The organism is Streptomyces sp. NPDC091387 (genome assembly GCF_044756945.1).
Classification (GTDB): domain Bacteria; phylum Actinomycetota; class Actinomycetes; order Streptomycetales; family Streptomycetaceae; genus Streptomyces.
The window spans coordinates 145,216-166,969 of sequence record NZ_JBIVTZ010000002.1 but is presented as its reverse complement, the minus strand read 5'-3'; the positions used below and the strand labels follow the sequence as shown (position 1 = coordinate 166,969).

18 protein-coding genes are annotated in these 21,754 nt (G+C 68.1%); 9 read left to right on the top strand and 9 right to left on the bottom strand.

The genetic code is table 11. From position 1 onward, the window contains the following. Positions 1-37: 37 nt before the first annotated feature. Complete coding sequence (locus ACIQM0_RS05030; RefSeq protein ID WP_363027592.1) at positions 38-232, bottom strand: hypothetical protein; 195 nt, start codon at positions 230-232, stop codon at positions 38-40. A 209-nt stretch (positions 233-441) separates the two neighbouring features. On the opposite strand from ACIQM0_RS05030, the gene ACIQM0_RS05025 reads away from it, so the two are divergent. The 3 genes from ACIQM0_RS05025 (at position 442) to ACIQM0_RS05015 (ending at position 4,508) form a co-directional block, all read left to right on the top strand. Next, positions 442-2,532 carry a prolyl oligopeptidase family serine peptidase gene (locus tag ACIQM0_RS05025; RefSeq protein ID WP_401284153.1) on the top strand — a complete coding sequence of 697 codons (2,091 nt, stop codon included), beginning with the start codon at positions 442-444 and terminating at the stop codon, positions 2,530-2,532. Positions 2,533-2,793: 261 nt separating this feature from the next. Further along, the gene (locus tag ACIQM0_RS05020; protein ID WP_401283639.1) at positions 2,794-3,303 is read left to right on the top strand and encodes a hypothetical protein; all 510 of its coding nucleotides are present in this window, start codon (positions 2,794-2,796) and stop codon (positions 3,301-3,303) included. Beyond that, the gene (locus tag ACIQM0_RS05015) at positions 3,300-4,508 is read left to right on the top strand and encodes a PrsW family intramembrane metalloprotease (RefSeq protein ID WP_401283638.1); all 1,209 of its coding nucleotides are present in this window, start codon (positions 3,300-3,302) and stop codon (positions 4,506-4,508) included. Before ACIQM0_RS05020 ends, ACIQM0_RS05015 begins: the two co-directional genes overlap by 4 nt. 10 nt (positions 4,509-4,518) lie before the next feature. Here ACIQM0_RS05015 and ACIQM0_RS05010 read toward each other — a convergent pair whose 3' ends face one another. The 6 genes from ACIQM0_RS05010 to ACIQM0_RS04985 all read right to left on the bottom strand — a co-directional run bounded on the left by ACIQM0_RS05010 (position 4,519) and on the right by ACIQM0_RS04985 (position 11,980). Further along, positions 4,519-5,670, bottom strand: a complete 1,152-nt coding sequence (locus ACIQM0_RS05010) for a hypothetical protein (RefSeq protein WP_401283636.1) — start codon at positions 5,668-5,670, stop codon at positions 4,519-4,521. A 196-nt stretch (positions 5,671-5,866) separates the two neighbouring features. Then, complete coding sequence (locus ACIQM0_RS05005) at positions 5,867-7,138, bottom strand: ABC transporter ATP-binding protein (RefSeq protein WP_401283634.1); 1,272 nt, start codon at positions 7,136-7,138, stop codon at positions 5,867-5,869. Next, a complete protein-coding gene (locus ACIQM0_RS05000) occupies positions 7,128-8,105 on the bottom strand; it encodes an ABC transporter ATP-binding protein (RefSeq protein WP_401283632.1) in 978 nt (325 codons plus the stop codon). The genes ACIQM0_RS05005 and ACIQM0_RS05000 overlap by 11 nt, the downstream gene beginning before the upstream one ends. Before the next feature lie 13 nt (positions 8,106-8,118). Continuing rightward, positions 8,119-9,099, bottom strand: a complete 981-nt coding sequence (locus ACIQM0_RS04995) for an ABC transporter permease (RefSeq protein WP_401283630.1) — start codon at positions 9,097-9,099, stop codon at positions 8,119-8,121. After that, positions 9,092-10,015: an ABC transporter permease gene (locus tag ACIQM0_RS04990; protein ID WP_363027579.1), complete on the bottom strand. Its 924-nt coding sequence runs from the start codon at positions 10,013-10,015 to the stop codon at positions 9,092-9,094. Before ACIQM0_RS04990 ends, ACIQM0_RS04995 begins: the two co-directional genes overlap by 8 nt. Positions 10,016-10,345: 330 nt before the next feature. Continuing rightward, the gene (locus ACIQM0_RS04985; RefSeq protein WP_401283628.1) at positions 10,346-11,980 is read right to left on the bottom strand and encodes an ABC transporter substrate-binding protein; all 1,635 of its coding nucleotides are present in this window, start codon (positions 11,978-11,980) and stop codon (positions 10,346-10,348) included. 507 nt (positions 11,981-12,487) lie between these two features. Between ACIQM0_RS04985 and ACIQM0_RS04980 the strand changes: the two genes are divergently transcribed. From ACIQM0_RS04980 to ACIQM0_RS04955, 6 genes are all read left to right on the top strand, one after another. Next, positions 12,488-13,516, top strand: coding sequence for an ABC transporter permease (locus ACIQM0_RS04980; protein ID WP_401283626.1), 1,029 nt, complete (start codon positions 12,488-12,490; stop codon positions 13,514-13,516). Positions 13,517-13,591: 75 nt separating this feature from the next. After that, on the top strand, positions 13,592-15,382 hold the full coding sequence (locus tag ACIQM0_RS04975) for an ABC transporter substrate-binding protein (RefSeq protein ID WP_401283624.1): 1,791 nt from the start codon (positions 13,592-13,594) through the stop codon (positions 15,380-15,382). Between the two features lie 92 nt (positions 15,383-15,474). Further along, complete coding sequence (locus ACIQM0_RS04970) at positions 15,475-16,455, top strand: ABC transporter permease (RefSeq protein WP_363027571.1); 981 nt, start codon at positions 15,475-15,477, stop codon at positions 16,453-16,455. An 11-nt stretch (positions 16,456-16,466) separates the two neighbouring features. Then, on the top strand, positions 16,467-17,492 hold the full coding sequence (locus tag ACIQM0_RS04965) for an ABC transporter ATP-binding protein (protein ID WP_401283622.1): 1,026 nt from the start codon (positions 16,467-16,469) through the stop codon (positions 17,490-17,492). 26 nt (positions 17,493-17,518) lie between these two features. Beyond that, on the top strand, positions 17,519-18,607 hold the full coding sequence (locus ACIQM0_RS04960; RefSeq protein ID WP_401283620.1) for an ABC transporter ATP-binding protein: 1,089 nt from the start codon (positions 17,519-17,521) through the stop codon (positions 18,605-18,607). Positions 18,608-18,875: 268 nt separating this feature from the next. Then, positions 18,876-19,412, top strand: coding sequence for a hypothetical protein (locus ACIQM0_RS04955; protein ID WP_401283618.1), 537 nt, complete (start codon positions 18,876-18,878; stop codon positions 19,410-19,412). Positions 19,413-19,560: 148 nt separating this feature from the next. Here ACIQM0_RS04955 and ACIQM0_RS04950 read toward each other — a convergent pair whose 3' ends face one another. Continuing rightward, positions 19,561-20,703, bottom strand: a complete 1,143-nt coding sequence (locus tag ACIQM0_RS04950) for a dipeptide ABC transporter ATP-binding protein (protein ID WP_363027565.1) — start codon at positions 20,701-20,703, stop codon at positions 19,561-19,563. Further along, positions 20,696-21,754, bottom strand: a complete 1,059-nt coding sequence (locus tag ACIQM0_RS04945) for an ABC transporter ATP-binding protein (RefSeq protein ID WP_401283616.1) — start codon at positions 21,752-21,754, stop codon at positions 20,696-20,698. The genes ACIQM0_RS04950 and ACIQM0_RS04945 overlap by 8 nt, the downstream gene beginning before the upstream one ends.

Genomic DNA, 21,754 nt, shown 5'->3' with positions numbered 1-21,754 from the left:
GCGCCGGGCGCCGGCGAACCGTGGACGGTTGCCGCCGTCAGAATTTGAGCCCTCCGATCATGCCCGCCACGTTCGTCGTCACCTCGGAGATGGTGGGAGCGATGGACGAGCTGGCGAGATAGAAACCGAACAGCATGCAGACCACCGCATGTCCGCCCTTCAGTCCGGACTTCCGGACCAGCAGGAAGACGACGATCGCCAGCAGCACCACCGCCGAAATCGAGAGTGCCACGGCGGTTCACCTCCATCAGTGGGGTCGGGACGGGCAGCACGCATGGAGCCAGCAGGTTCATACCCACCGAGCGCTACGGATCATAACTATCCGTGGCAAGGCATTGGTCGGGGCACAGCAGCACGAGGGGCGCACGGGCGGAGGACGGCCGATAGGTTCGGCACATGACTTCGTCAGAGATCACCTTTCCGCTCCAGTCGGCCCGGACGATGCGGTTCACCCTCGGCGCACCCCGCGCGTTCACGGTGTCACCCGATGGTGAGCGGGTGATCTTCCTGCGCTCGGGGTCGGGCACCGACCGGTCGGGCCGGCTCTGGGTGCTGGACCTGGACGGCGACGGAGCGCCCCGGGAGCGGGTGGTGGCCGATCCGGCGGTGCTGCTGGGCGGTTCGGTGGAGCGGCTGTCGGTGCAGGAGCGGGCCCGGCGCGAACGGAGCCGCGAGGGGTCGTCGGGCATCGTGGGCTACGCGGTGGACGCGGCTGCCGAGTCGGCGGCGTTCGCGCTCTCCGGGAAGGTGTACGTCGCCGAGCTGCGGTCGGGCACGGCCCGCGCGCTGCCCGTGCCCGGTCCGGTGATCGACCCGCGCCCCTCCCCGGACGGACGACACATCGCATACGTGTCCAAGAGGGCGCTGCGCGTCGTGGGAGCCGGCGGCGAGGAGGACAGGGCACTCGCGGAGCCGGAGGACGCACAGGTGTCCTACGGCCTCGCGGAGTTCATCGCGGCCGAGGAGATGCAGCGCTCGCGGGGCTTCTGGTGGTCGCCGGAGTCGGACCGGCTGCTCGTCGCCAGGGTCGACGACAGCCCGGTGCGGCGGTGGTGGATCGCCGACCCGGCGCACCCGGAGCGCAAGCCCGCAGAGATCGCGTACCCGGCGGCCGGGACGCCCAACGCCGAGGTGCGGCTCTTCGTGGTGGACCTGGCCGGGGAGCGCACCGAAGTGGTGTGGGACCGGGCCCGGTTCCCGTATCTGGCGTCGGTGCACTGGTCGTCGGCCGGGGCGCCGCTGCTGCTCGTGCAGGCCCGTGACCAGCAGAGCCAGCTCCATCTCGCGGTGGACCCGGGGACCGGCACGACCCGGACGGTGCACGTCGACGAGGACCCGGTCTGGCTGGACCTGTTCCCGGGGGTGCCCGCGTGGGCGCCGGACGGGCGGCTCGTACGGATCGCGGACGAGGGCGGTGCGCGGGTCCTCGCGGCCGGCGACCGGCTGCTGACCGGGGCCCAGTTGCAGATCCGGTCGGTGCTGGACATCGGCGACTCGGACATCCTGGTGACGGCGACGGCGGGTGAGCGGGCGGCCGTGCCGGAGATCGGCGAGAGCCATGTCTACCGGGTCAACGAGCTGGGCGTGGAGCGGGTCTCGGAGGGCGTGGGCGTGCATTCCGCGGTCCGGGCGGGCGGGGTGACGGTCATGGTCTCCACCGCTCCGGACCGGCCGGGTGCGACCGCTCAGGTGCTCCGGGACGGGAAGCGGATCGCCACGATCGCGAACCACGCGGAGCAGCCGGTGCTGTCCGTCCGGGCCCGGTTCACCGAAGGGGGCGCACGGCGGATTCCGTGCGCCGTGCTGCTCCCCACCGGCTACAAGGAATCGGATGGTCCGCTTCCGGTTCTGATGGATCCGTACGGCGGGCCGCACGGCCGCCGGGTGGTCGCCACCCACAACACGCATCTCACCTCGCAGTGGTTCGCGGACCAGGGTTTCGCCGTGGTCGTCGCGGACGGCCGGGGCACCCCGGGCCGTTCACCCGGCTGGGAGAAGGCGGTCAAGCACGACCTGACCCTCACCCTCGACGACCAGGTCGAGGCGCTGCACGCGCTCGCCGAGCGGTTCCCGCTGGACCTGGGGAAGGTGGCCATCCGCGGCTGGTCGTACGGCGGCTTCCTGGCGGGCATGGCCGTGCTGCGGCGGCCCGACGTGTTCCACGCGGCGGTCGTGGGCGCCCCGGTGACCGATCAGCGGCTCTACGACACCCACTACACGGAACGCTACCTGGGCGACCCGGCGGCCCGGCCCGAGGTGTACGCGTACAACTCGCTGGTCACCGACGAGGGCCTGTCGCACGCCGCCGAGCAGGAGCGGCCGATGCTGATCGTGCACGGTCTCGCGGACGACAACGTGGTGGTCGCGCACACGCTGCGGCTGTCGTCGGCGCTGCTCGCCGCGGGGCGGCCGCACGAGGTGCTGCCGCTGAGCGGGGTGACCCACATGACCCCGCAGGAGAAGGTGGCGGAGAACCTGCTGCTGCTCCAGGTGGACTTCCTGAAGCGGTCCCTGGCGGGCCCGGCCGCGTAGGACCCACCGAGCATCGGCGGCAGCGCAGCGGGGGCGGGCTCCGGCACCCGGAGGCACAGTCCGGGGCGAGGCGAGGTGGCCGCCTACCGGATGATCGGGCTTCAGGTGCGAGTGGGATCATTTTGCGAAATGGCCGATTTCGTATGATGCCGTCACGTATTCGAGAGGACTGTCGTGGAGAGATCTCAACAAGCAGCGGCGCCCACGCTGCCTGCGATACCCCGGCGTGAGCGGTACGGGACGCTCGGAGGGTCGGCCCTCGTGCTGCTCTTCGTGTTCCTGTATGTCGGGTTCTGGCTGATCTGGGACGGGCGTGCCTCCGGCGAGGAGGAGGTGCGGCCCGGCACGACGATCGCGGTGTCGGACAGCGTGTCCTTCGTCCCGGTCGGAGGCTGGTCCCTGGAGCGCGGGGAGATCACCCCGGGGCAGCGTTCGACGGTCACGAGCGGGGCGAGCGCGTTCAGCGTCTCGACATCCACCTGGATGGGAACCCTGGAGGAGCACACGGCGAGGGAGAAGAAACTTCTCCAGGCCGGAAGCAAGGTCCACCTCTACGGGAACGACCAGTCCTTCCACACCGGCAACGGACTGACCGGGGTGAAGTTCTCCTATTTCGCCTCCAAGGTCGAGGGCATCCTCTGGATCGCCTACGACCCCGGGACGAAGACCGTGGTGACCCTCAGCGGGCAGAGCGCCCAGGGCACTCTGCCCGCCGCGGCGAGCCAGTTCCAGACGATGGTCGACAGTGTCAGAACAGGGGCCGGTCAATGAGCGCATCGCACAATCCACTGACGGCACACCGGAAGCTGAAGGCAGGCTCCCTGGTCGACGCGCAGGCGCCGATCGGTGTGGACGGCTTCTTCCAGCCACGCCGCGCGGCGTTCTGGCTGTTCGTGTTCTTCCTCGTCAACGGCGTGTTCTCGATGGTGTCGAACTTCTACGTCGGCTACCGCGTCGTGCCTACCGCTGTGGTGCTCGCCACTCTGGTCTGGTCCCTGTACGCGCTGCCGTTCCTGTTGTTCTTCCGCTCCCTCGACCTGTTCGAGCAACACCCTCCGCTGGGTTTCGCCATGGCCTTCGCCTGGGGCGGCTTCGCGGCCTGCTACCTGGCGATCCCCGTCAATTCCGCGGTGCAGTCACTGTCTGCCAAGCTCATCGGCCCGGAGTTCACGAAGGACTGGGGACCCGCGCTGGCAGGGCCGATCAACGAGGAAATCCTCAAACTGCTCGGCGTGATCGTGCTCGTCATGATCGCCCGGACCCAGTTCCGCACGATCCTGTCCGTCGTGGTCCTCGGAGCAATGATCGGCCTCGGCTTCCAGATCGTCGAGGACCTCCTCTACTCGGTCAACACCGCCATCCAGTTCCCCTACACCAACCAGGTCCTCCCGGTCGGTCTGATGTTCCTCGTGCGAGGCGTGTTCAGCGGTATCTGGAGCCACGCGCTGTACACCTCCGTCGCCGCGTTCGGCATCGGTTACTTCATCACCCGTCGGCACAAGCCCCTGATCCAGCGCACGGCCGTAGCCGTGGGCGCCTTCGCCCTGGCCTGGTTCCTGCACTTCTTCTGGAACTCCCCCTGGCTCCAGAACATCGGCGGCGACGGGGTGGGCGGCATCCTGGTCCTGTCCCTCGTCAAGGGCATCCCGGTCTTCGCCGTCGGCTACCTGCTGTGGAAGTTCGCAGGCCGCGAGGAGGGAAGCCAGCTCCGCACCGTCGCCGACTACTACCTCGACGACGACCTCATGACTCCCGAGGAACGCGACAGCCTGACCTCACTGCGCGAGCGCCGCCTCCTGCGCAAGCACATGAAGAAGGCACACGGCCGCAAGGCAGCCCGCACCCTGCACAGACTGCAACGCGCGCAACTGCACCTGATCCGCGTCTGCGAGGAGAACGGCGCGGGTGTCCCCGCCGCCCGCGCGGCCCAGGACGTCACCGCCCTGCGCACCGACCTCACCGAAGCGACCGCCTGACCCCGGTCTCCTACCAGCCCGGCGGTGGCTGGGAGGGCGGCGGGGGCGGTCCGAAGCCGCCGCCCTGCGGGTATCCGTAGCCCGGGGCGGGCGGCTGCTGCCCCGGGTACGGGCCGGCGTCCTGCCCGGGATGCGCCTCGGGGCCGTACCCGGGGGTTCCGTGTCCGGGGGTTCCGTACCCCTGGCTGCCGTATTCCGGCTGCCCGTATCCCGGCTCGCCGTAGCCGGGCCCGTACCCCGGTCCCGGTCCGTACGGGCCGGGGACGTCGGCGAAGCCCCTGGGGGCCAGCGCCAGCAGGACCACCACGGCGACGAACGCCTCGAGGAACCAGCTGACCACCATGAGCTGGGTCTCGCTCTGCAGCGAACCGAAGTCGTCGAGCAGGTCGTAGCGCACGGTCTGGACCACGCCCAGCACCCCGCCGGGCAGCAGCAGCGCGGCGGCCACCAGACCGAACGGCCTCGCGTGCACGGCGTGGAAGAGGGCGCTCGCGCCCGCGTACAGGCAGAGCAGGGCGGCCAGCGCTGTTCCCCAGCCCGGCGGCGGATCGATCAGCCCGTGCATGATCCGGTCGCCGCCCACGTACCACTCGGGGAAGATCTCCGGGTACTTCACGACCTGGCGGATCTCCCAGGCGATCAGCACCGCGGCGGCCGCGCACAGCAGCAGGAACGCGGTGACCGAGGCGCCCGGTCCCGGCCGGGTGGGCAGTCGCTCGTAGGAGTCGGCCGGCGGACGGCGCCCGGCCCCGGCGGTGATGAGCAGCGCGAGGCCCGCCGCGAGGCCGGCGAAGGCGCAGATCAGCGCCCGGGTGCGCAGCTCGTCCGGGAACGACGACTCCATCGCGCGGTCGCCGATGTTCCAGAGTCCGGGCAGCCGTACGCCAAGGGTGACCACTCCGGTGGCGACGAGCACCGCGGCGGCGACCGAGGAGCGGAGCGCGGCGACGGTGGCGACCGCGTACACCACGAGGAGGACGACATCCGTGGCCGTGGTCGCGGGCAGCGCGTGCGGGCGGGCTTCGCGGAACCCGGCCCAGTACCGCCACAGCTCGTCGAACCCGGCCGCCCTGATGTCCCGTACGAGCCAGCTCGCGACGATCACCGCGAGCACACCGCAGAGGACGGCGCCGGTGACTCTTGCTCCCCGCGTGAGTATCACCCGAGCGATACTCCACCGCCCCCGGGCTCCCGACAAGGGGGCCGCGACCGCGAGGGCCTGTCGGGCGACCGGCCGGGGGACTTGACGGCCCCCGGCCGGTCCACGGCACCCGCACGGCCGTACGTTGTCCATGCTGACGGGTCCGTATATCGGACGTGCGACGGCCGAGTTGCCCGTGCGTTAACCGTTCGCCGGGTCAGTCGGCCCGGCTGCTCCCGGCGGGCGGCGGCCCGTCGTCGCCGCTCTCCGGCGCCCGCCCGTGCTCCTGGCCCGGCTGCTGCGACGACGGCGGCCTGCGGGCCTCCTTGTCCACCTTCTCCACGTCCGGGCCTGAGCCGCCCTCCCCCTCCGGCGGCAGCAGGTTCTTCTCCTCCGCGAAGTGGCAGGCCGAATCGTGCCGGGCCGGGGTGTCCGTCAGCCGGAAGACCGCGGGGACGGCCAGCAGCGGCACCTCCAGCTCGCACCGTTCCTGCGCCTTCCAGCAGCGGGTGCGGAACCGGCAGCCGGAGGGCGGGTTGGCGGGCGAGGGCACGTCGCCGTGGAGGATGATCCGCTCGCGGTACTCGCGCGCCATCGGGTCCGGCACCGGCACGGCGGAGAGCAGCGCCTGGGTGTACGGGTGCGTGGGGTGCTCGTAGATCTCCTCGTCGGTGCCGATCTCCGCGAACCGGCCCAGGTACATGACGCCGACCCGGTCGGAGATGTGCCGGACGATCGACAGGTCGTGGGCGATGAAGACGTAGCTCAGGTTGAACTCCGACTGGAGCCGGTCCAGCAGGTTGACGACCTGCGCCTGGACGGAGACGTCGAGGGCGGAGACCGGTTCGTCGGCGACGATGATCTCGGGGTTGAGCGCGAGGCCGCGGGCGATGCCGATGCGCTGGCGCTGTCCGCCGGAGAACTGGTGCGGATAGCGGTTGATGTACTCCGGGTTGAGACCGACGACGTCCAGGAGCTCCTGGACCTTGCGCCGGCGGTCACCCTTCGGGGCCACCTCGGGGTGGATCTCGTACGGCTCCCCGATGATGTCGCCCACGGTCATCCGCGGGTTGAGGGAGGTGTACGGGTCCTGGAACACCATCTGGATGTTGCGGCGCACGGCCTTCAGGGCCCGGCCGGACAGCTTGGTGATGTCCTCGCCCTTGTACCGGATCGTTCCGGCCGTCGGCTCCTCCAGGTGCACGAGCAGCCGGGCGACGGTCGACTTCCCGCAGCCGGACTCGCCCACGATGCCGAGCGTCTCGCCCGCCGCCAGGTCGAAGGAGACCCCGTCGACGGCCTTGACGGCCCCGATCTGCTTCTTGAACACGATGCCCCGGGTCAGCGGGTAGTGCTTGACGAGGTCGCGCACCTCCAGGATGGGTTCCCTGCCCGCCTGGGCGCTCGTCTCCCGTGACTTGGCCAGCAGGGCGCGTGCCATCTCGGCCTCCTGGCGCGCTTCCCTGCGCCCCGAGTGGTCAGCGTGCATCGAGCGTCTCCTTCCAGAAGTAGCAGGCGCTCTGACGGTTCTCGGCCACGTCGAACAGCGGCGGTACGTCGGTGCGGCAGACGTCCTGGGCCATCGGGCAGCGCGGGTTGAAGGCGCAGCCGGGCGGGATGTGGAGCAGGTTGGGCGGCAGCCCCTTGATCGCGTACAGCTCCCGGCCCTTCTGGTCCAGGCGCGGGATCGAGCGGAGCAGGCCCTGGGTGTACGGGTGCGCGGGCGCCTGGTAGATGTCGTGGACGGGCGAGGTCTCGACGATCCGGCCCGCGTACATCACGGCGATCTTGTCCGCGACGTCGGCGACGACGCCCAGGTCGTGGGTGATCAGGATCAGGCCCATGTTCAGTTCGCGCTGGAGCTCCGCGAGCAGGTCCATGACCTGGGCCTGGACGGTGACGTCGAGGGCGGTGGTGGGTTCGTCCGCGATGATCAGCGAGGGCTCCAGGGCCAGCGCCATGGCGATCATGATGCGCTGGCGCATACCGCCGGAGAACTGGTGCGGGTAGTTGCCGACCCGTTCCTTGGCGGCCGGGATGCGCACCCGGTCCATCAGCTCTACGGCCTTGGCCTTCGCTTCCTTGCGGGACGCCCCCCGGTGCACCACGAACATCTCGCCGAGCTGCTCGCCGACCGTCAGCACGGGGTTGAGGGAGGAGAGCGCGTCCTGGAAGATCATGGCCATCTCCTGGCCGCGGATCTTCCGGCGTTCCTCCTTCTTGAGCTTCAGCAGGTCGCGGTCCTTGAAGAGGATCTCGCCGCCGCTGATCCTTCCCGGCGGCATGTCGAGGATGCCCATGATCGCCTGTGCGGTGACGGACTTGCCGGAGCCGGACTCGCCGAGCACGGCGAGCGTCTCGCCCTCGGACACCGAGTAGTTGACCCCGTTGACGGCCTTGGCGACCCCGTCCCGGGTGTGGAACTCCACGTGCAGATCGCGCACTTCGAGCAACATGGCAGCGGACTCCTCAGCGCAGCTTGGGGTCGAGGGCGTCGCGCACCGCGTCGCCGAGCATGATGAACGCGAGCACGGTGACCGCGAGCGCGCCGGCGGGCCAGAGGAGCATGTGCGGGGCGTTGCGGATGTTCTGCGAGGCTGACGAGATGTCGATGCCCCAGCTGACCGTGGGCGGCTTCAGTCCGACACCGAGGTAGGAGAGCGTCGCCTCCAGCGCGATGTACGTGCCCAGCGCGATGGTGGCGACCACGATGACGGGTGCCACGGCGTTGGGCGCGACATGCCTCAGCAGCATGCGGGAGTTGGACGCGCCGAGGGCGCGCGCCGCCTGGACGTAGTCGTGCTGCTTGGCGGTGATCACCGCGCCGCGGGCGATCCTGGAGATCTGCGGCCAGCCGAGCAGCACCATGAATCCGATGACCGGCCAGACGGTGTTGCTGGTGACCACCGACAGCAGGACCAGACCGCCGAGCACCACGGGAATCGCGAAGAAGATGTCGGTGACGCGGGAGAGGACGGCGTCCCAGCCCCCGCCGAAGAAGCCCGCGAGCCCGCCGAGCAGGCCGCCGAGCAGCGCGACGCCCAGGGTGGCGCAGACGCCGACGGTGACGGACGCCCTGGCGCCGTAGACGACCCGGGTGTAGACGTCGCAGCCCTGCGCGTTGAAGCCCATCGGGTGGCCGGGCTGGGAGCCCTGCTGGGCCTTGGCCAGATCGCACTTGAGCGGGTTGCCGGACGCGATGAGCGAGGGCCAGATCGCGATGACGACCAGGAAGATGATGATCAGGGACGAGATGATGAAGACGGGGTTGCGCCTCAGGTCGCGCCAGGCGTCGGCCCACAGGCTTCCGGCCCGTTCCCTGGGCCCGCCGCCGTCCGGGCCGCCCGGCTCGCCCTCCAGTGTGGTGCCCTCGCTCATGGCGAGGTCCGTCGCTCCGCCGGCACCGGTCCCGGCGATGGCGTCCTGGTGCTCGGGCTGAGGTTCAGGCATAACGGATCCTCGGGTCGAGTACGGAGTACAGGAGGTCGACGACCAGGTTGGCGATGAGGAAGACCAGCACCAGGATGGTCGCGAAGCCGACCACGGTCTGGGTGTTCTGCCGCAGGATGCCCTGGTAGATCTGGTATCCGACCCCATGGATGTTGAAGATCCGCTCGGTGACGATCGCCCCGCCCATCAGCGCGCCGATGTCCGTACCGATGAAGGTGACGACGGGGATCAGCGAGTTGCGCAGCAGGTGGCGCACGATGACGCGGCGCCTGGGGAGCCCCTTCGCCACGGCCGTGCGCACGTAGTCGGCGCGGGAGTTCTCGGCGATCGACGTCCTGGTGAGGCGGGTGACGTAGGCCAGCGAGACCGAGGCGAGCACCAGTCCGGGCAGGATGAGTTCGTTGAACGGCGCGTCCGAGGAGACCGTCGGGGAGATGACGGACCAGTTCACACCGAGCAGGTACTGGAGTACGTAGCCCGTGACGAAGGTGGGGATCGCGATGACGACGAGCGTCGCCACCAGGACCGAGTTGTCGACGACCCGGCCCCGCCTGAGTCCGCTGATGACGCCGAGCGTCACGCCCACGATGATCTCGAAGAGGATCGCGACGATGGTCAGCCGCAGGGTGACCGGGTAGGCGGTCGCCATCAGCTCGGTGACCTTCTGCCCGTTGAAGGCGGTACCGAAGTCGCCGGTGAACACATTGCCCATGTAGGTCAGGTATTGCTGCCAGACGGGCTTGTCGAGGCCGAACTCCTTCTGCAGCTGGGCGGCCGTCGTCGGGTCGCACTGCCGGTCGCCGCAGAGGCCCGCGATCGGGTCCCCCATCACGTTCACCATCAGGAAGAGCAGCAGCGTGGCTCCGATGAAGACCGGAATCATCTGGAGCAGACGGCGGATCACATAACGCCCCATGTCACCCTCCGCACGTCGATCGGGCAGCGGACTCCGGACGGCGGTCGCTCCGGGGCGGATCGGGACCTGATGAACGGCTGCATCGCGCAGTCACCTCCCTGGTGCCACCGGCCTCCCCGAGCGGCCGTTGACTCGATTGCCGGGTCGTTCACTGTCCCGACGTGAACCAAATAACATCCCATTTAGTACGGAATAGCATCTTCTGTGCACCCTCACGGGAACACCGGTCCGCCGGAAGGGGCCAAACGTGTGACGGGCGACGGGGACCGGCCGCACACCCGGCGGCCCGGCGCCCCCCCGGGGTGCCGGGCCGCCGCCGTCGCTACCGGGTCACTTGACCTTGATCTGGCTGTAGACCGGCACGCTGAAGGGGTTCAGCGCGACGTTCGAGACCTTCGTGGAGTAGCCGGCGCTGCCGTTCTGGTACCAGAGGGGGATGGCCGCCATGTTGTCCCGGACCACGGCCTCCGCGTCCTTGAAGGTCTTGACCGCCTTGGCCTTGTCCGACTCGGCGTTGGCCTGGTTGACCAGGCTGTCGAACTTCTTGTCCGACCACTTCCCGTCGTTGGACGAGGCGTTGGTGTAGTAGAGCGGCTGCAGGAAGTTCTGGATGAGCGGGTAGTCCATCTGCCATCCGGCGCGGAACGGGCCCATCATCTTCTTCTGGGTGATCTTGTTCCGGAAGTCGGCGAACGTGCCCGTCGGACTGCCCACACAGGCCTTGTCGTTGCCGAGCGCGTTGTTGATGCTGTTGCAGACCGCGTCCACCCAGTCCTTGTGGCTGCCCGTGTCGGCGTTGTAGCCGATCTTGACCTGCCCGCCGGGGATGCCGCCGCCCTGCGCGACCAGCTTCTTGGCCTCCGCGGGGTTGTAGTCGCACAGGCTGCCGCAGAAGCCCGCCTGGTAGCCGCCCGCCTCTCCCAGCACCGGCGAGGTCCAGTCCGTGGCGGGGGTCCGCGTCTTGTTGAAGATCGTCTCGGTGATCTGCTTGCGGTTGATGGCCATGGACAGCCCCTTGCGGACCTTGTCGCTGTCCGCCTTGTTCCACGCCTTGTCGTAGAAGGGGAAGGCCAGGGTCTGGATGATGCCGGCCGGGGTGTTGATGTAGCGGTCCCCGAGGTCCGCCTTGACGTTCTTCAGCTGCGAGGCGGGGACGTCGTCCACCAGGTCGAGGTTGCCGGCCACCAGGTCCGTGTATGCGGTGTTGTTGTCGGTGTAGACCTTGAGGTCGATGCCGCCGTTCTGCGCCTTGTCGTCGCCGGGGTACTTGTCCCACTTGCGCAGGGACATCTGCGAGCCCCGGGTGTACGACTGAATGGCGTAAGGACCGTTGCCGACCGGCTTCTTCAGCCAGGCGGCGTGGTCACTGAAGAAGGCCTGGGGCAGCGGGGCGAACGCCGCGTAGCCCAGCGTGTCGGGCCACAGGGAGAACTTCTGGCTGAGCCTGACGGTGAACGTCCGCGCGCCGGTGACCTTCAGCCCCGACAGCGCGCCGGCGGCCTGGGCACCGGAATCCGGGTGCACCTTGTCATAACCGTCGATCTGACCGAAGAAGTAGGCGTTCTTCTGGTTGTTCTTGAGGCTCGCGCCGTAGTTCCACGCGTCCACGAAGGACTTGGCGGTGACCTTCTCACCATTGGAGAACGTCCACCCGTCCTTCACGGTGACGGCGAAGGTCCTGGAGTCGGAGGTGTCGATCTTCTCCGCCAGCATGTCCTCGGCCGCACCGGTCTTGGGGTTGTAGCGCTTGAGCCCCCGGAAGACCATGTCGAGAACCTTGCCGCCCTGCACCTCGTTGGTGTTGGCCGGCTCCAGCGGGTTCTGCGGGTCACCCCAGGAAGAACTCACCACCCCATTGGCGCCGCCACCGCCACCGCCACTGTCGCCCCCTCCACCGCAGGCGGTCGCCGTCAGAGCGACGGCGATCGCGCATGCGGCCCACTTGACCTGTGTGGCTCCGCGCATGGAGTGCCTCCTCGTAGTGCTCCGTCTTACTTGATGTCAAATATCACGGCATACCGCGCCTTACGCATATTTACCCCCGCCATCCGGGCACATCGAGAGTCACCCGGAAGAGGGAAGAGGGGGCGGCGACCGGACACTTTTGTCACGCGCATGACATGTCGGTCGAGAGGGCTGAGCGGCCTGACGGGCGGCGGAGCGGTAACGGCAGCACAACGAACGGGCATCAACCCGGCCCCCCTCCGACCGGATGCACGAATTCCGAGACACGGCCGCCCGGATATCGGACTCATTGCCGGACTTCCATGGATTCGCCATGGAATCGACTCCGGAACAGGTAAACAAACAGTAAAGACATGACCTTCAGTTGGTCATGCATAGGTCAAGCTTCCAAAGAGCGCCTCAAGCCGGTCCGACATTCATTGACCCTGAATGAATTGCGTTGAAAAAGTCCGGGTAGCCCGTAGGTGTGCCCTGCGGAGTCCTTCGACCCTCCGGGCCAGGAGCACCATGACGATTCCAACTTCGAACGCAGCAGCCCCTCTTGAGGTGGCCGAAGCGAGCCCGCAGAAGACGCCGGGATCCCCGGTACTGAAGGGTGGTGCCGGACGCTCCCCGGGCAAATTGGCCTGGCGGCGCTTCAAGCGTGACCGGTCCGGCGTCATGTCGGCCTATGTGGTCATTTTCTTCATTCTGGTGGCTGTGTGCGCGCCGCTGATCTCCAAGGTCTACGGCAAGGATCCGTTCACGACGTACGGCCAGAACCAAGAGGGACTGCTCAACGACTTCGGCTTTCCGATCAAGCCGAACGGCGGTATCAGCGGCGACTTCTGGTTCGGAATCGAACCCCAGCTGGGCCGTGACCTCTTCACGTTCCTCATCTACGGGATCCGCAACTCGCTGTTCATCGCGGGCGTGACGACGATCCTGGTGACCGTCCTCGGCATCGTGATCGGCGTGACCGCCGGGTACCTGGGCGGGAAGACCGACTACTTCATCGGCCGGGTCATCGACATCCTGCTGGCCTTTCCCTCGACGCTGTTCTTCATCGCGTTCTGGCCGGTGCTCATCTCGATCCTGGTCTCCCCCGAGGAGGCCACGCCCGTCTGGCTCACCATCACGAGCCTCATCCTGGTGATGACGGCGTTCGGCTGGGCGTCCATCGCCCGCCTCCTGCGCGGCGAGGTACTCGCCCTGCGTGAGCGGGAGTTCGTCGAGGCGGCCAGAGTGACCGGGGCCTCGCCCGCCCGGATCATCTTCAAGGAACTGCTGCCCAACCTGTGGACGCCGATCCTCATCCAGGCGACCCTCGCTCTTCCCATGTTCGTGAGCGCCGAAGCCGGACTCGCGTTCCTGGGGGTCGGGCTGACCGCGAAGACACCTGACTGGGGCGTGATGCTCCAGCGCGGGGCCGACGTCTACCAGAACGACATCACCTTCATGCTCTTCCCGGGTGTGTCGATGGTGATCTTCGTCCTCGCCTTCAACCTCCTCGGCGACTCGGTCCGTGACGCTCTCGACCCGAAGACCAAGCGCTGAAAGTTCCGCCCCCGGACCGGAGCGACGGGGCTCCGCCGGATCATTCGTCCCTCTCACCGACCAGGGCAGGTTGCCATGTCTCTCTCCCGCAGAAACTTCGTCATCGCCACATCCGTCGCGGCGGGCGGCTCTCTCGTTCTCTCCGCGTGCAGCAGTGGTGACGCGGGCGGAGGCGGTGGCAAGGGCGGCAGCCCGAACGCCGGCGCCACCGAGTACACCGGCGCGACCGTCAAGGTCGGCAGCAAGGAGGACTCGGCCGGCCCCGCGGCCGAGATCGCCGGCGCCAAGAAGGGCGGGACGATCTACGGCATCTCCAAGGACGACTTCTCCCACCTCGACCCGCAGCGGATCTACTTCGCGTACAACTCCAGCGGGGCGATGCTGTTCGCACGTGGCCTCACCGGCTACAAGGTCGACGACAAGGGTGCGATGACCCTGGTCGGCGACCTCGCCACCGACGTCGGCACGGCGTCCGCCGACAACAAGACCTGGACCTTCACGCTGAAGGACGGGCTCAAGTGGCAGGACGGCAGCGAGCTGACCGTCGAGGACGTCCGCCACGGCATCGAGCGCGCCTGGGCACCGTTCGTCACCGAGGGCGCCGCCTACGTCCAGCAGGCACTGACCGGCAAGGGCGACTGGCGCAAGGGTTACGAGGGGCCGTACAAGGGCCAGCACCTGGACTCGCTCGTCATCGACAAGGCCAAGAAGACGATCACCTTCAAGCTGGCCGAGGCCCGCCCGGACTTCAACTTCACCCTGGCCATGACCTCCTACGCCGCCACGCCGGTGAAGCTGGACACCAAGGAGAAGTACGACAAGCAGCCCGCCTCCTGCGGTCCCTACATCGTCAAGCACCGCACCATCGACAAGTCGATGACACTGACCCGCAACAAGCACTGGGACCCGGCGACGGACCCGATCCGCAACGCCTACCCGGACACCTTCGAGTTCGAGTTCGGCACCGACGCGCTGGAGTCCACGGACCGCTTCATCGCGGACCAGGGCAAGGACCAGCAGATGATCTCCATCTACAAGTCCGTGCCCGCAGAGCGCATGCAGAAGGTGCTCAGCGACCCGGAGCTGAAGAAGCGGACCTTCAACGGCCTGCTCACCGGCACGTACTACTACGCGATCAACTGCAAGCGCATCACGGACGTCGAGGTGCGCAAGGCGCTCAACACCGCCTGGCCGCTGGAGCAGATCCGCAAGATCTACGGCGGACCGTCGGCGGGCGACTACGCGACGACTCTCCTCAGCCCCGACATCCTGGGCCGCAAGGAGTTCGACCTCTACGGCAAGCTCAAGACACCCAAGGGTGACGCCGCAGCGGCCAAGGCGATCCTCAAGAAGGCCGGCAAGCTCGGCCAGAAGATCGTCTACTCCTACCCGCAGAGCCCTACCTACGACAAGACGGCCGTCGTCATCGAGAACGCGCTCAAGGCCGCGGGCTTCACGCCGGTCGTCAAGCCCGTCGACTCGACCTCGTACTACGACCAGATCCAGCAGGTCGACAACAGCTTCGACGTCATGTGGTTCGGCTGGTCCCCGGACTGGCCGACCGCCTACACGATGATCCAGCCGCTGCTCGACAGCGCCAACATCGGCAACGGCCAGAACAACGTCTCCCAGGTGAAGGTCGACTGGATCGACGCGGCCATCAAGAAGAACGTCGTCATCGGCGACCAGAAGGCGGCCGGTGCCGCCTGGACGGCGCTGGACAAGCGGATCATGGACGAGGTCGTCCCGATCATCCCGGAGACCTTCCAGCGTCGCTTCTACCTGTACGGCTCCAAGGTCGGCGGCGCCATGATGGACCCGCAGTTCTCCGCGACGATCATCCACAAGACGTACGTCAAGGCCTGACGAACGGCCCCAGCGGTGCGCGGGCGGCTCTCCGGTGAAGAGCCGCCCGCGCCCCTCCTACCCCTCGGCATCCGTCAGGAAATCCAACTGCCATGCTGCGCTTCCTCCTCCGCCGTACCATCGGCGCCGCGGTCATCCTGCTGATCATCAGCGCCCTGGTCTTCTACCTCTTCTACGCCGCCCCGCGCGACCCCGCCCGGGTGGCCTGCGGCAAGGTCTGCACGCCCGAGACCCTCGCGCTGGTGCGGCACAACCTGGGGATCGCCGACCCGATACCGGTGCAGTACTGGCACTGGCTGCAAGGCATCTTCGTCGGGCGTGACTACGTGTCCTACGGGCACTGTCCCGCCCCCTGCCTGGGGTACTCGTTCATCAACCGCGAGCCCGTCTTCGGCACCATCGTCGACCGCTTCCCGACCACGCTCTCGCTCTCCGTCGGCAGCGCGTTCGTCTTCGTCATCTTCGGCGTCGGAGCCGGCATGCTCGCGGCCGTCAAGCAGGGCAAGCCGCTCGACAAGGTCGCGTCCTCCGCCTCGCTGATCGCCTCCTCGATGCAGATCTACATCGTCGGCGTGCTCGCCATGTACTTCTTCACCGACCAGCTGCACCTGCTGGACCGGCCCAGCTACACGCCGATCAGTGAGAACCCCGGCGCGTGGTTCTCGGGCCTGCTGCTGCCCTGGCTGGTGCTCTCGGTCATCTTCACGGCCAACTACACGCGTATGTCGCGCTCCCAGCTGGTGGAGTCGATGAGCGAGGACTACGTCCGCACGGCGCGGGCCAAGGGCCTCTCCCGCCGGACGGTGTTCTTCAGATTCGCCTGGCGCGGGGCCATGGGCCCCATCATCACCATCTTCGGCCTCGACCTCGGCGTGCTCCTCGGCGGAGCGATCATCACCGAGACGGTCTTCAGCCTCCAGGGCATCGGGACGCTCTCGGTCAAGGCCGTGTCGACCAACGACCTCCCCACGCTCCTCGGCGTGATGATGGTGGCCGCCGCCGCGATCGTGCTGCTCAACATCGTCGTGGACGCCGTCTACGCCCTCATCGACCCACGCGTCCGCCTCGCCTAGGGAGAGATCCAGTGAGCACCCCCTTCCTCTCCGTACGCGATCTGCGCGTGCACTTCTCGACCGAAGACGGCGTCGTCAAGGCCGTCGACGGCCTGTCCTTCGACGTCGAGCGGGGCAAGACGCTCGGCATCGTCGGCGAGTCCGGCTCCGGCAAGTCCGTCACCAACCTGACGATCCTCGGCCTGCACCACCCCGACCACACCGAGATCGAGGGCGAGATCCTGCTCGACGGGCAGGATCTGCTGGCCGCCTCCGAGCGTGAGCTTGAGCGGCTGCGCGGCAACAAGATGTCCATGATCTTCCAGGACGCGCTGGCCTCGCTCTCGCCGTACCACACGATCGGCAAGCAGATCGGTGAGACGTACCGCAAGCACACCGGGGCCTCCAAGCGCGAGGCGCGGGCCCGGTCCGTGGAGATGCTCACCAAGGTGGGCATCCCGCAGCCGAACCTGCGCGTCGACGACTACCCGCACCAGTTCTCCGGCGGTATGCGCCAGCGCGCGATGATCGCCATGGCGCTGGTCTGCGACCCCGCACTGCTGGTGGCGGACGAGCCGACGACGGCGCTCGACGTCACCGTGCAGGCCCAGATCATGGACCTGCTCAAGGAACTCCAGCAGGAGACCGGCACCTCGATCATCTTCATCACCCACGACCTCGGCGTCATCGCCGACATCGCGGACGACGTGCTGGTGATGTACGGCGGCCGGTGTGTGGAGCGCGGTACGAAGAAGGAAGTACTGCGCGCGCCCCAGCACCCCTACACCTGGGGCCTGCTGGGGTCGATGCCGACCCTCGACGGACCGGTCGACGTACCGCTTTCGCCGATCCCCGGGTCACCGCCGAGCCTCCTCAACCCGCCGAGCGGCTGCTGCTTCCACCCGCGGTGCGCGTTCACCGAGCGGGTCGGCGGCAACCGCTGCGCGACCGAACAGCCTCCGCTGGAGCTGTCCGGAGGGCGCGGGGCGGCCTGCCACCTGACGCCGGAGCAGCGCACGGAGCACTTCGCCGACTTCGCCGGTACCCGGCCCAACTGACGCACACGAGACGGGACTTCCCCACCATGAGCAGCACCGATCCCCTCCTTGACGTCTCCGGGCTGACCAAGCACTTCCCGATCAAGGGGGGCTTCCCGATCCGGCGGACGGTCGGCGCGGTCCAGGCCGTGGACGGAGTGGACTTCACGGTGGCCGAGGGCGAGAGCCTCGGCCTGGTCGGCGAGTCCGGCTGCGGCAAGTCGACGACGGGCCGGCTGATCACCCGGCTCCTGGAGCCGACCGCCGGCCGGATCTCCTACCGCGGCCGGGACATCAGTCATGCCTCGCGCAGGGAGCTGGCGCCGATCCGTTCCGAGATCCAGATGATCTTCCAGGACCCGTACGCGTCGCTGAACCCGCGCCAGACGGTCGGCAAGATCATCACGGCGCCGATGGAGATCAACGACGTCAGTCCGGCCGGAGGCCGGGAGAACCGCGTCCGGGAGCTCCTGGAGATCGTCGGCCTCAACCCGGAGCACTACAACCGCTTCCCGCACGAGTTCTCCGGCGGTCAGCGCCAGCGCATCGGCGTGGCCCGCGCGCTGGCCCTGGAACCGAAGCTGATCGTGGCCGACGAGCCCGTCTCCGCGCTGGACGTGTCGATCCAGGCCCAGGTGGTGAACCTGCTGCAGAAGCTGCAGAAGGAACTGGGCATCGCGTTCCTGTTCATCGCCCACGACCTGGCGATCGTGCGCCACTTCTCGCAGCGCGTCGCCGTCATGTACCTGGGCCGGATCGTGGAGATCGCCGACCGCGACGACCTGTACGGCAACCCGCGCCACCCGTACACCAGGGCGCTGCTCTCCGCCGTTCCCGAGGCCACCGCCGACGACGTCCCGGCCCGCGAGCGCATCCTGCTCACCGGCGACGTGCCGTCCCCGGTCAATCCGCCGTCGGGCTGCCGCTTCCGCACCCGCTGCTGGAAGGCGACGGACAAGTGCGCGAGCGAGACGCCGCCGCTGGTGCGGATCAGCGGCAGCCGTGACGGGCATCTGACGGCCTGCCACTACCCCGAGGAGCCGGGCACCGCCTCGTCCGTCCCCGGCGCTCGTACGGCGTCCGAGGCGCCGCGGCTCGACAAGAAGACCCTCGAAGACCCCGAGGCCCGAGGCTGACACCCCTCGCCACGGCCCCCCGGGAACCGAGCACGTCGGCCCATTGACCCGAGCCACCTGCGTGCCCGGTTCCCGGGTACACGGGAAAGGCGCCCGGAACCGATCGGTTCCGGGCGCCTTCGCGCTCCCCTCGTGCGGCGGAATCGGGCGGAACGCGCACTTCCTCATAAAGAACCTCAATGGTTCCTCAAGTCGCTTATTCCGCAGGGTAGTTGGCTCATATCTTGTGACGCGTACAGCGCAAGATGATCCCAACAGGAGGACCTGCGTGAAGCGTGTAATCAGCACCGTGGTCACAGCCACCCTGCTCGGCGCCGGCGTCGTGGCCGGAGCGGCGGCACCCGCGTCGGCGGGCACCAAGTGCGACGACACCCCGATCTACTCGATCGGGAACAAGAAGACCGTGTGGCGTGCCACCCAGGTGCACAGCGACTGGGCGAAGCCCGGCGTCACCATCAGCTACTCCAAGAACAAGACGGGCTCCTGGACCGCCACCGGCACGGCGACGGTCGGCACCGAGGCGGGTGTCATCTTCGCGAAGGCCTCGGCCTCCTTCAGCGTCTCCGTGGGGAAGACCTGGTCGAAGTCCGACACCTGGACCTACGCCGCCACGGTCAAGAAGAAGAAGGGCAAGACCCGCGGCCGTCTGATGATGTACCACGAGGCCAAGGGCTTCAGCGTCACGAAGTACCGCATGGTGCCCAAGAGCACCGGTGGCTGCAAGAAGAGCCAGGTGTGGAAGAAGAGCAACAACGTGGCGCCGGTGAAGAAGAGCAGCAACCTGTGGGGCATCCAGTACAAGTAGCCCGACCCGCAGGGGGCGGACCGTCATGAACAGCGGAGGGTGACGGTCCGCCCGCCGGGGCGACGGAAGACAGTGTGAACCAGGACGAACGAGACCCCCCGGGTTCCCAGAAGGGCTCCCGAGGGGTCCGCAGTGGCTCTACGGGCCGTCAGGCCGCGTGAACGACGTCCTTCTCCTCGGCGAAGTGGCAGGCCGACTCGTGCGCGGCCGGCGTCGTCGAGGTCTTGAAGCGCTCGGGGATGGCCAGCAGCGGCATCTCCTCGGCGCACTTGGCCTCGGCCTTCCAGCAGCGGGTGCGGAAGCGGCAGCCCGACGGCGGGTTGGCCGGCGACGGGACGTCCCCGGAGAGGATGATCCGCTCGCGGCCCTCGCGGGCCTCCGGGTCCGGGACCGGGACCGCCGACAGCAGCGCCTGGGTGTAGGGGTGCGTCGGGTGGTCGTAGATCTGCGTGTCCGTACCGATCTCGGCCATCTTGCCGAGGTACATGACGCCGACCCGGTCCGAGATGTGCCGGACGATCGACAGGTCGTGCGCGATGAAGAGGTAGGAGAGGTTGAACTCGTCCTGGAGCTTCTCCATCAGGTTGATGACCTGAGCCTGCACCGACACGTCGAGCGCGGAGACCGGCTCGTCGCAGATGATGATCTCCGGGTTGAGCGCGAGGCCGCGGGCGATGCCGATGCGCTGGCGCTGTCCGCCGGAGAACTGGTGCGGATAGCGGTTGATGTACTCCGGGTTGAGACCGACGACGTCCAGGAGCTCCTGGACCTTGCGCCGGCGGTCACCCTTCGGCGCCACCTCGGGGTGGATCTCGTACGGCTCCCCGATGATGTCACCCACCGTCATACGCGGGTTGAGAGAGGTGTACGGGTCCTGGAACACCATCTGGATGTTCCGGCGCACGGCCTTCAACGCGCGGCCGGACAGCTTGGTGATGTCCTGGCCCTTGTAGAAGACCTCGCCCGCGGTGGCCTGCTCCAGTGTCATCAGGAGCTTGGCGACGGTGGACTTGCCACAGCCGGACTCGCCCACGATGCCGAGCGTCTCGCCCGCGTAGAGATCGAACGAGATGCCGTCGACGGCCTTGACGGCCCCGACCTGCTTCTTGAACAGGATGCCCTGGGTCAGCGGGAAGTGCTTGACCAGGTTGCGGACCTGGAGGATCGGCTCCCCCTGGGACACGGGGGCGTCGATGGCGGCTACGGCCTCCGCCTCGGTGCCCGCGTCGACCGTCTCCACTTCGGTGACGTTCGGGGTGGCGTCCACGGGCTCCTTCTTGATGTCAGCCATGGATCGTCTCCTTCCAGAAGTGGCAGGCGCTGCCGCGTCCGACCAGCTCGGCGCCGTCCTGCTCGGTCACCGGGCTCAGAGCCGGGATGTCCGTACGGCAGATGTCCTGCGCCTTCGTGCAGCGCGGGTTGAAGGCGCAGCCCGAGGGCACGTGGAGCAGGTTGGGCGGCAGGCCCTTGATCGCGAAGAGCTCCTGGCCCTTCTGGTCAAGGCGCGGGATCGATTCCAGCAGCCCCTTGGTGTAGGGGTGTGCCGGACGCTTGTAGATCTCGTGGACCGGGGCGGTCTCGACGATCCGGCCCGCGTACATCACGGCGATCTTGTCCGCGACGTCGGCGACGACGCCGAGGTCGTGGGTGATCAGGATCAGGCCCATGTTGTACTCGCGCTGGAGCTCCGCGAGCAGGTCCATGACCTGGGCCTGGACCGTCACGTCGAGCGCGGTGGTCGGCTCGTCCGCGATGATCAGGTCCGGTTCCAGGGCCAGCGCCATGGCGATCATGATGCGCTGGCGCATACCGCCGGAGAACTGGTGCGGGTAGTCCGAGATCCGGGCCGCGGCGGCCGGGATCTTGACCTGGTCCATCAGCTCGATGGCCTTGGCCTTGGCTTCCTTCTTGGACAGGCCCTGGTGGACCCGGTACATCTCGCCGAGCTGGTAGCCGACGCTGAGGACCGGGTTCAGCGAGGAGAGCGCGTCCTGGAAGATCATCGCGATCTTCTGGCCGCGGATCTTCCGGCGCTCCTCGTAGGACATCTTCAGCATGTCCTGGCCGCGGAAGAGGATCTCGCCCTGCGGGATCCTGCCCGGCGGCATGTCGAGGATGCCCATGACGGCCTGGGCCGTCACAGACTTGCCGGAGCCGGACTCACCGAGGACGGCGAGGGTCTCACCGGCGTTCACGGTGTAGTTGACTCCGTTGACCGCCTTGGCCACACCGTCACGGGTGTGGAACTCCACGTGCAGGTCACGGACTTCGAGCAGGGGGCCGACGTGGTCGTCTCCCGGGCGCGGGGACGGGACTTCGGCTGTCTTGTCGATGGTGGTCAC

Excerpts from the sequence above, each read along its gene's own strand:
- ACIQM0_RS05000 (WP_401283632.1), bottom strand. The coding sequence starts at position 8,105 with ATGTTGCTCGAAGTGCGCGATCTGCACGTGGAGTTCCACACCCGGGAC.
- ACIQM0_RS04990 (WP_363027579.1), bottom strand. The coding sequence starts at position 10,015 with ATGGGGCGTTATGTGATCCGCCGTCTGCTCCAGATGATTCCGGTCTTC.
- ACIQM0_RS04995 (WP_401283630.1), bottom strand. The coding sequence starts at position 9,099 with ATGCCTGAACCTCAGCCCGAGCACCAGGACGCCATCGCCGGGACCGGT.
- ACIQM0_RS04970 (WP_363027571.1), top strand. The coding sequence starts at position 15,475 with ATGCTGCGCTTCCTCCTCCGCCGTACCATCGGCGCCGCGGTCATCCTG.
- ACIQM0_RS04975 (WP_401283624.1), top strand. The coding sequence starts at position 13,592 with ATGTCTCTCTCCCGCAGAAACTTCGTCATCGCCACATCCGTCGCGGCG.
- ACIQM0_RS04950 (WP_363027565.1), bottom strand. The coding sequence starts at position 20,703 with ATGGCTGACATCAAGAAGGAGCCCGTGGACGCCACCCCGAACGTCACC.
- ACIQM0_RS04985 (WP_401283628.1), bottom strand. The coding sequence starts at position 11,980 with ATGCGCGGAGCCACACAGGTCAAGTGGGCCGCATGCGCGATCGCCGTC.
- ACIQM0_RS05025 (WP_401284153.1), top strand. The coding sequence starts at position 442 with ATGCGGTTCACCCTCGGCGCACCCCGCGCGTTCACGGTGTCACCCGAT.
- ACIQM0_RS04960 (WP_401283620.1), top strand. The coding sequence starts at position 17,519 with ATGAGCAGCACCGATCCCCTCCTTGACGTCTCCGGGCTGACCAAGCAC.
- ACIQM0_RS04980 (WP_401283626.1), top strand. The coding sequence starts at position 12,488 with ATGACGATTCCAACTTCGAACGCAGCAGCCCCTCTTGAGGTGGCCGAA.
- ACIQM0_RS05005 (WP_401283634.1), bottom strand. The coding sequence starts at position 7,138 with ATGCACGCTGACCACTCGGGGCGCAGGGAAGCGCGCCAGGAGGCCGAG.
- ACIQM0_RS05015 (WP_401283638.1), top strand. The coding sequence starts at position 3,300 with ATGAGCGCATCGCACAATCCACTGACGGCACACCGGAAGCTGAAGGCA.